Raw genomic sequence first — 5979 nt, 5'->3', positions numbered from 1 at the left:
CAAGCTTTCCGAGAGGGAGGTTATGCGAGTGTCGGTATTTTTGTCGGCTCTTTGACATTGTAGGTTAAGATGAAGGGACATGTGGGCGGCGGCTTGCGGTTTCCGGGCTCCTCAAGGGTTCGGGTAATCGTTTAAAGCTAAGTCGTTCTCATATGTCCTTCACATATTCCATATGTAATGGACACTCCAATCGGCCTTGGCTGGATGGGGTGTCTGAATGATATTGTGCAGAGCGGCTCCTTGAGATGAGCTATTTTATCGTGGAATTCCACTGCGATGAGATGGTGACATAAACTTGAGAGTTTGATCATGGCTCAGAATGAACGCTGGCGGCATGCCTAACACATGCAAGTCGAACGAAGGCTTCGGCCTTAGTGGCGCACGGGTGCGTAACGCGTGGGAATCTGCCCCTTGGTTCGGAATAACAGTTGGAAACGACTGCTAATACCGGATGACGACGTAAGTCCAAAGATTTATCGCCGAGGGATGAGCCCGCGTAGGATTAGGTAGTTGGTGTGGTAAAGGCGCACCAAGCCGACGATCCTTAGCTGGTCTGAGAGGATGATCAGCCACACTGGGACTGAGACACGGCCCAGACTCCTACGGGAGGCAGCAGTGGGGAATATTGGACAATGGGCGAAAGCCTGATCCAGCAATGCCGCGTGAGTGATGAAGGCCTTAGGGTTGTAAAGCTCTTTTACCCGGGATGATAATGACAGTACCGGGAGAATAAGCTCCGGCTAACTCCGTGCCAGCAGCCGCGGTAATACGGAGGGAGCTAGCGTTATTCGGAATTACTGGGCGTAAAGCGCACGTAGGCGGCTTTGTAAGTAAGAGGTGAAAGCCCAGAGCTCAACTCTGGAATTGCCTTTTAGACTGCATCGCTTGAATCATGGAGAGGTCAGTGGAATTCCGAGTGTAGAGGTGAAATTCGTAGATATTCGGAAGAACACCAGTGGCGAAGGCGGCTGACTGGACATGTATTGACGCTGAGGTGCGAAAGCGTGGGGAGCAAACAGGATTAGATACCCTGGTAGTCCACGCCGTAAACGATGATAACTAGCTGTCCGGACACTTGGTGTTTGGGTGGCGCAGCTAACGCATTAAGTTATCCGCCTGGGGAGTACGGCCGCAAGGTTAAAACTCAAATGAATTGACGGGGGCCTGCACAAGCGGTGGAGCATGTGGTTTAATTCGAAGCAACGCGCAGAACCTTACCAGCGTTTGACATGGCAGGACGACTTCCAGAGATGGATTTCTTCCCTTCGGGGACCTGCACACAGGTGCTGCATGGCTGTCGTCAGCTCGTGTCGTGAGATGTTGGGTTAAGTCCCGCAACGAGCGCAACCCTCGACCTTAGTTGCCATCATTTAGTTGGGCACTTTAAGGTAACCGCCGGTGATAAGCCGGAGGAAGGTGGGGATGACGTCAAGTCCTCATGGCCCTTACGCGCTGGGCTACACACGTGCTACAATGGCGGTGACAGTGGGCAGCAAGCACGCGAGTGTGAGCTAATCTCCAAAAGCCGTCTCAGTTCGGATTGTTCTCTGCAACTCGAGAGCATGAAGGCGGAATCGCTAGTAATCGCGGATCAGCATGCCGCGGTGAATACGTTCCCAGGCCTTGTACACACCGCCCGTCACACCATGGGAGTTGGATTCACCCGAAGGCGTTGCGCTAACTCAGCAATGAGAGGCAGGCGACCACGGTGGGTTTAGCGACTGGGGTGAAGTCGTAACAAGGTAGCCGTAGGGGAACCTGCGGCTGGATCACCTCCTTTCTAAGGATATCGGCAGAAAGCGCTGATGGGCCCGCATCTTATGGTGCCACCCTGTCGGAAGAGCTTCTTCCATTCCAAAGAACATTAGCCGCCGTCCTCATGTCCCTTCATCACTAGGTTAGTCCATAAGACGAAGCAGCGTTTGCTGTTTTGGCTGTGGGCAAGCTCGGCCAGCGCGCGAAGCGCGCCTCTTGGGCGCAGTTCTGCTGCGTCTGACGGGCGCAGCGGGTGTGGGCCTGTAGCTCAGTTGGTTAGAGCGCACCCCTGATAAGGGTGAGGTCGGTGGTTCGAATCCACCTAGGCCCACCACACACAAGTGCGTTTGGGGCCTTAGCTCAGCTGGGAGAGCGGTTGCTTTGCAAGCATCAGGTCATCGGTTCGATCCCGATAGGCTCCACCATTTCGCAGGAGACGAGACGAGGCAGCAAAGCTGCCGCGCACGTATCCAAGAACGGCCAGCGCTGCAAAGCGCGCCCACAAGGCGCAGCTTCGCTGCGACTGACGGGCTCGCGAGGTACGCACCATCAGCCACAACCTAGAGATGAAGAGAAACGGTTCGCCGCACGAGAGTGCGGTGATTGACGGGTACGCCCGTCGTATTTGACATTGTGAATGGGTTTTTTAAAATCGATGCCGTGAGGTGCTCGATTTTGGAGACGAGGATTGCTTCGGCGGTTCGCAGGGCACTTCTGTGCAAGGCGATCTGGACGAGCGGTTCGAGGCTCCAGATATCGACATCATCATAATACATAATCTGGCTGAGATTATAATCATCCGCACCTGAGGGTTCCCACCAAAGTATTACTTTGGCGGGGTCCCGACAAAAGCTAACGCGCACTGCTCTGCCGAGTTGGTGACGTTCTCCGGAACGCACCCAGTGATGTCGTTGGTGGTGTGGACTCTCAAGCGTGAGGTAAGGGCAATTCGTGGATGCCTTGGCATGTACAGGCGATGAAGGACGTGGCACGCTGCGATAAGCGTCGGTGAGCTGTGAGCAAGCATTGACCCGACGATTTCCGAATGGGGAAACCCACCTATCCCGATTAATCCGAACTGTGTGGCAACACACAGGTTGGGTTAATTAGGTTAGGTATCACTTAGCTGAATAAAATAGGCTTCGTGAAGCGAACCCGGCGAACTGAAACATCTCAGTAGCTGGAGGAAAAGACATCAACCGAGATTCCGTTAGTAGTGGCGAGCGAACGCGGACCAGGCCAGTGCCTGATGGTGAATTAGCAGAAGCTTCTGGAAAGTAGCGCCATAGCGGGTGACAGCCCCGTATGCGAAAATGAAACATCAGGACTCGAGTAGGGCGGAACACGTGAAATTCTGTCTGAACATGGGGGGACCACCCTCCAAGCCTAAATACTCGTACATGACCGATAGCGAACTAGTACCGTGAGGGAAAGGTGAAAAGCACCCCGATGAGGGGAGTGAAACAGTACCTGAAACGGATTGCCTACAAGCAGTTGGAGGGCTTTTATGGCCTGACAGCGTACCTCTTGCATAATGGGTCTGTGACTTAATGTATCAAGCAAGCTTAAGCCGATAGGTGTAGGCGCAGCGAAAGCGAGTCTGAATAGGGCGCCAGAGTTTGATGTATTAGACCCGAAACCCGGCGATCTAGGCATGACCAGGATGAAGGTGCAGTAACATGCACTGGAGGTCCGAACCGATTAACGTTGAAAAGTTACCGGATGAGTTGTGTTTAGGGGTGAAAGGCCAATCAAGCCGGGAAATAGCTGGTTCTCCGCGAAAACTATTGAGGTAGTGCCTCGCACGAACACCTTAGGGGGTAGAGCACTGGATGGGCTAGGGGGTCGCGAGATCTACCAAACCTAACCAAACTCCGAATACCTAAGAGTGATATGCGGGAGACAGACGGCGGGTGCTAAGGTCCGTCGTCAAAAGGGAAACAGCCCTGACCTACAGCTAAGGCCCCCAAATCGTATCTAAGTGGGAAAGCATGTGGGACTTCCAAAACAACCAGGAGGTTGGCTTAGAAGCAGCCATCCTTTAAAGAAAGCGTAACAGCTCACTGGTCTAAACAAGAGGTCCTGCGGCGAAGATGTAACGGGGCTCAAGATACGTGCCGAAGCTTAGGGTGTGCCACTTATGTGGTACGCGGTAGCGGAGCGTTCCGTAAGCCTGTGAAGCGATCTGGTAATGGGTCGTGGAGGTATCGGAAGTGCGAATGCAGACATGAGTAGCGATAAAGAGGGTGAGATGCCCTCTCGCCGAAAGACCAAGGGTTCCTGCGCAAGGCTAATCCGCGCAGGGTGAGCCGGCCCCTAAGACGAGCCCGAAGGGGGTAGTCGATGGGAACCACGTTAATATTCGTGGGCCTGGTGGTGTGTGACGGATCATGTGTGTTGTCTGCTCTTATCGGATTGAGCAGGCTTCGAAATGGTTCCAGGAAATAGCCCCACCGTATAGACCGTACCCGAAACCGACACAGGTGGTCAGGTAGAGTATACCAAGGCGCTTGAGAGAAGTGTCCTGAAGGAACTCGGCAAATTGCCTCCGTACCTTCGGAAGAAGGAGGCCCTCACTATGCGCAAGCACTTTGAGGGGGCACAGGCCAGGGGGTAGCGACTGTTTAGCAAAAACACAGGGCTCTGCTAAGTCGGCTTCAAGACGACGTATAGGGCCTGACGCCTGCCCGGTGCCTGAAGGTTAAGTGGAGGGGTGCAAGCTCTGAAATGAAGCCCAGGTAAACGGCGGCCGTAACTATAACGGTCCTAAGGTAGCGAAATTCCTTGTCGGGTAAGTTCCGACCTGCACGAATGGCGTAACGACTTCCCCACTGTCTCCAGGACATGCTCAGCGAAATTGAATTCTCCGTGAAGATGCGGAGTACCCGCGGTTAGACGGAAAGACCCCGTGCACCTTTACTGCAGCTTCAGAGTGGCATTAGGAAGAAACTGTGTAGCATAGGTGGGAGGCTTTGAAGCATCGGCGCCAGCTGATGTGGAGCCATAGGTGAAATACCACCCTGTTTGTTTCTGATGTCTAACCTCGTTCCGTAAGCCGGAACAGGGACCCTCTGTGGCGGGTAGTTTGACTGGGGCGGTCGCCTCCTAAAGAGTAACGGAGGCGCGCAATGGTGGGCTCAGGACGGTCGGAAACCGTCTGTTAGAGTGCAATGGCATAAGCCCGCCTGACTGCGAGACTGACAAGTCGAGCAGAGACGAAAGTCGGTCATAGTGATCCGGTGGTCCCTCGTGGAAGGGCCATCGCTCAACGGATAAAAGGTACGCCGGGGATAACAGGCTGATAACCCCCAAGAGCTCATATCGACGGGGTTGTTTGGCACCTCGATGTCGGCTCATCACATCCTGGGGCTGGAGCAGGTCCCAAGGGTTTGGCTGTTCGCCAATTAAAGTGGTACGTGAGCTGGGTTCAGAACGTCGCGAGACAGTTTGGTCCCTATCTGCCGTGGGCGTCGAAATTTGAGAGGAGTTGACCCTAGTACGAGAGGACCGGGTTGAACATACCTCTGGTGTACCAGTCGTTCTGCCAAGAGCGCAGCTGGGTAGCTATGTATGGACGGGATAACCGCTGAAAGCATCTAAGCGGGAAGCCTCCCTCGAGATAAGATTTCATAGAGCCGTCGGAGACCACGACGTTGATAGATCGGATGTAGAAGTGCGGTAACGCATGGAGCTAACCGATACTAATTGCTCTATTCGCGCTTGAGAGTCTCACACCATCAATGACAACACTGGGCAACCAGCAAGACATGATGCGTGCGGATGAACAAGTCGAACGCCAGATTGCCAATCCCCTCGCCGTCGAGGGATTGGTTACAAATACCACTACAAACCATGCACGGTATCGATTTTAAGCCCTATCCCAGTGAAAGCTGAGGCAGGGTACCCAAAGCGTTTCCCAACGTATCGTCGCACCGGCTCCATTGCCTGGTGGCTATAGCGTCGGTGTCCCACCCGATCCCATTCCGAACTCGGCCGTGAAACCCGCCTGCGCCAATGGTACTATCGCTCAAGCGATGGAAGAGTAGGTCGTCGCCAGGCATTGAAGCCCGTGCGGCGATACGAACAAGGAAACGCTAAAAGACCCATTCACCATGTCATCTACCCTACGTCCGCACAGCCGGACCGTCGCGGGGTGGAGCAGCCCGGTAGCTCGTCAGGCTCATAACCTGAAGGTCACAGGTTCAAATCCTGTCCCCGCAACCA

The 5979-nt window shown here is 54.1% G+C and carries 3 tRNA genes and 3 rRNA genes; all 6 read left to right on the top strand.

Going from position 1 to position 5979, the window contains the following annotated elements:
• The first annotated feature begins 291 nt into the window (after window positions 1-291).
• The 6 genes from EQZ23_RS19615 (at window position 292) to EQZ23_RS19590 (ending at window position 5979) form a co-directional block, all read left to right on the top strand.
• Window positions 292-1780 (top strand): 16S ribosomal RNA (locus EQZ23_RS19615).
• 232 nt (window positions 1781-2012) lie between these two features.
• Window positions 2013-2089 (top strand) — tRNA-Ile (locus tag EQZ23_RS19610).
• 15 nt (window positions 2090-2104) lie between these two features.
• Window positions 2105-2180 (top strand) — tRNA-Ala (locus EQZ23_RS19605).
• Window positions 2181-2683: 503 nt separating this feature from the next.
• Window positions 2684-5480: ribosomal RNA gene (locus tag EQZ23_RS19600) — 23S ribosomal RNA — on the top strand.
• Window positions 5481-5699: 219 nt separating this feature from the next.
• Window positions 5700-5814: ribosomal RNA gene (gene rrf, locus EQZ23_RS19595) — 5S ribosomal RNA — on the top strand.
• The 16S, 23S and 5S rRNA genes sit together here with 3 tRNA genes alongside, the layout of an rRNA operon.
• 88 nt (window positions 5815-5902) lie before the next feature.
• Window positions 5903-5979: transfer RNA gene (locus tag EQZ23_RS19590), tRNA-Met, on the top strand.

Origin of the sequence: Sphingomonas sp. UV9 (genome assembly GCF_004101245.1) — a bacterium.
Classification (GTDB): domain Bacteria; phylum Pseudomonadota; class Alphaproteobacteria; order Sphingomonadales; family Sphingomonadaceae; genus Sphingomonas.
This window is presented reverse-complemented; position numbering and strand designations above follow the sequence as displayed.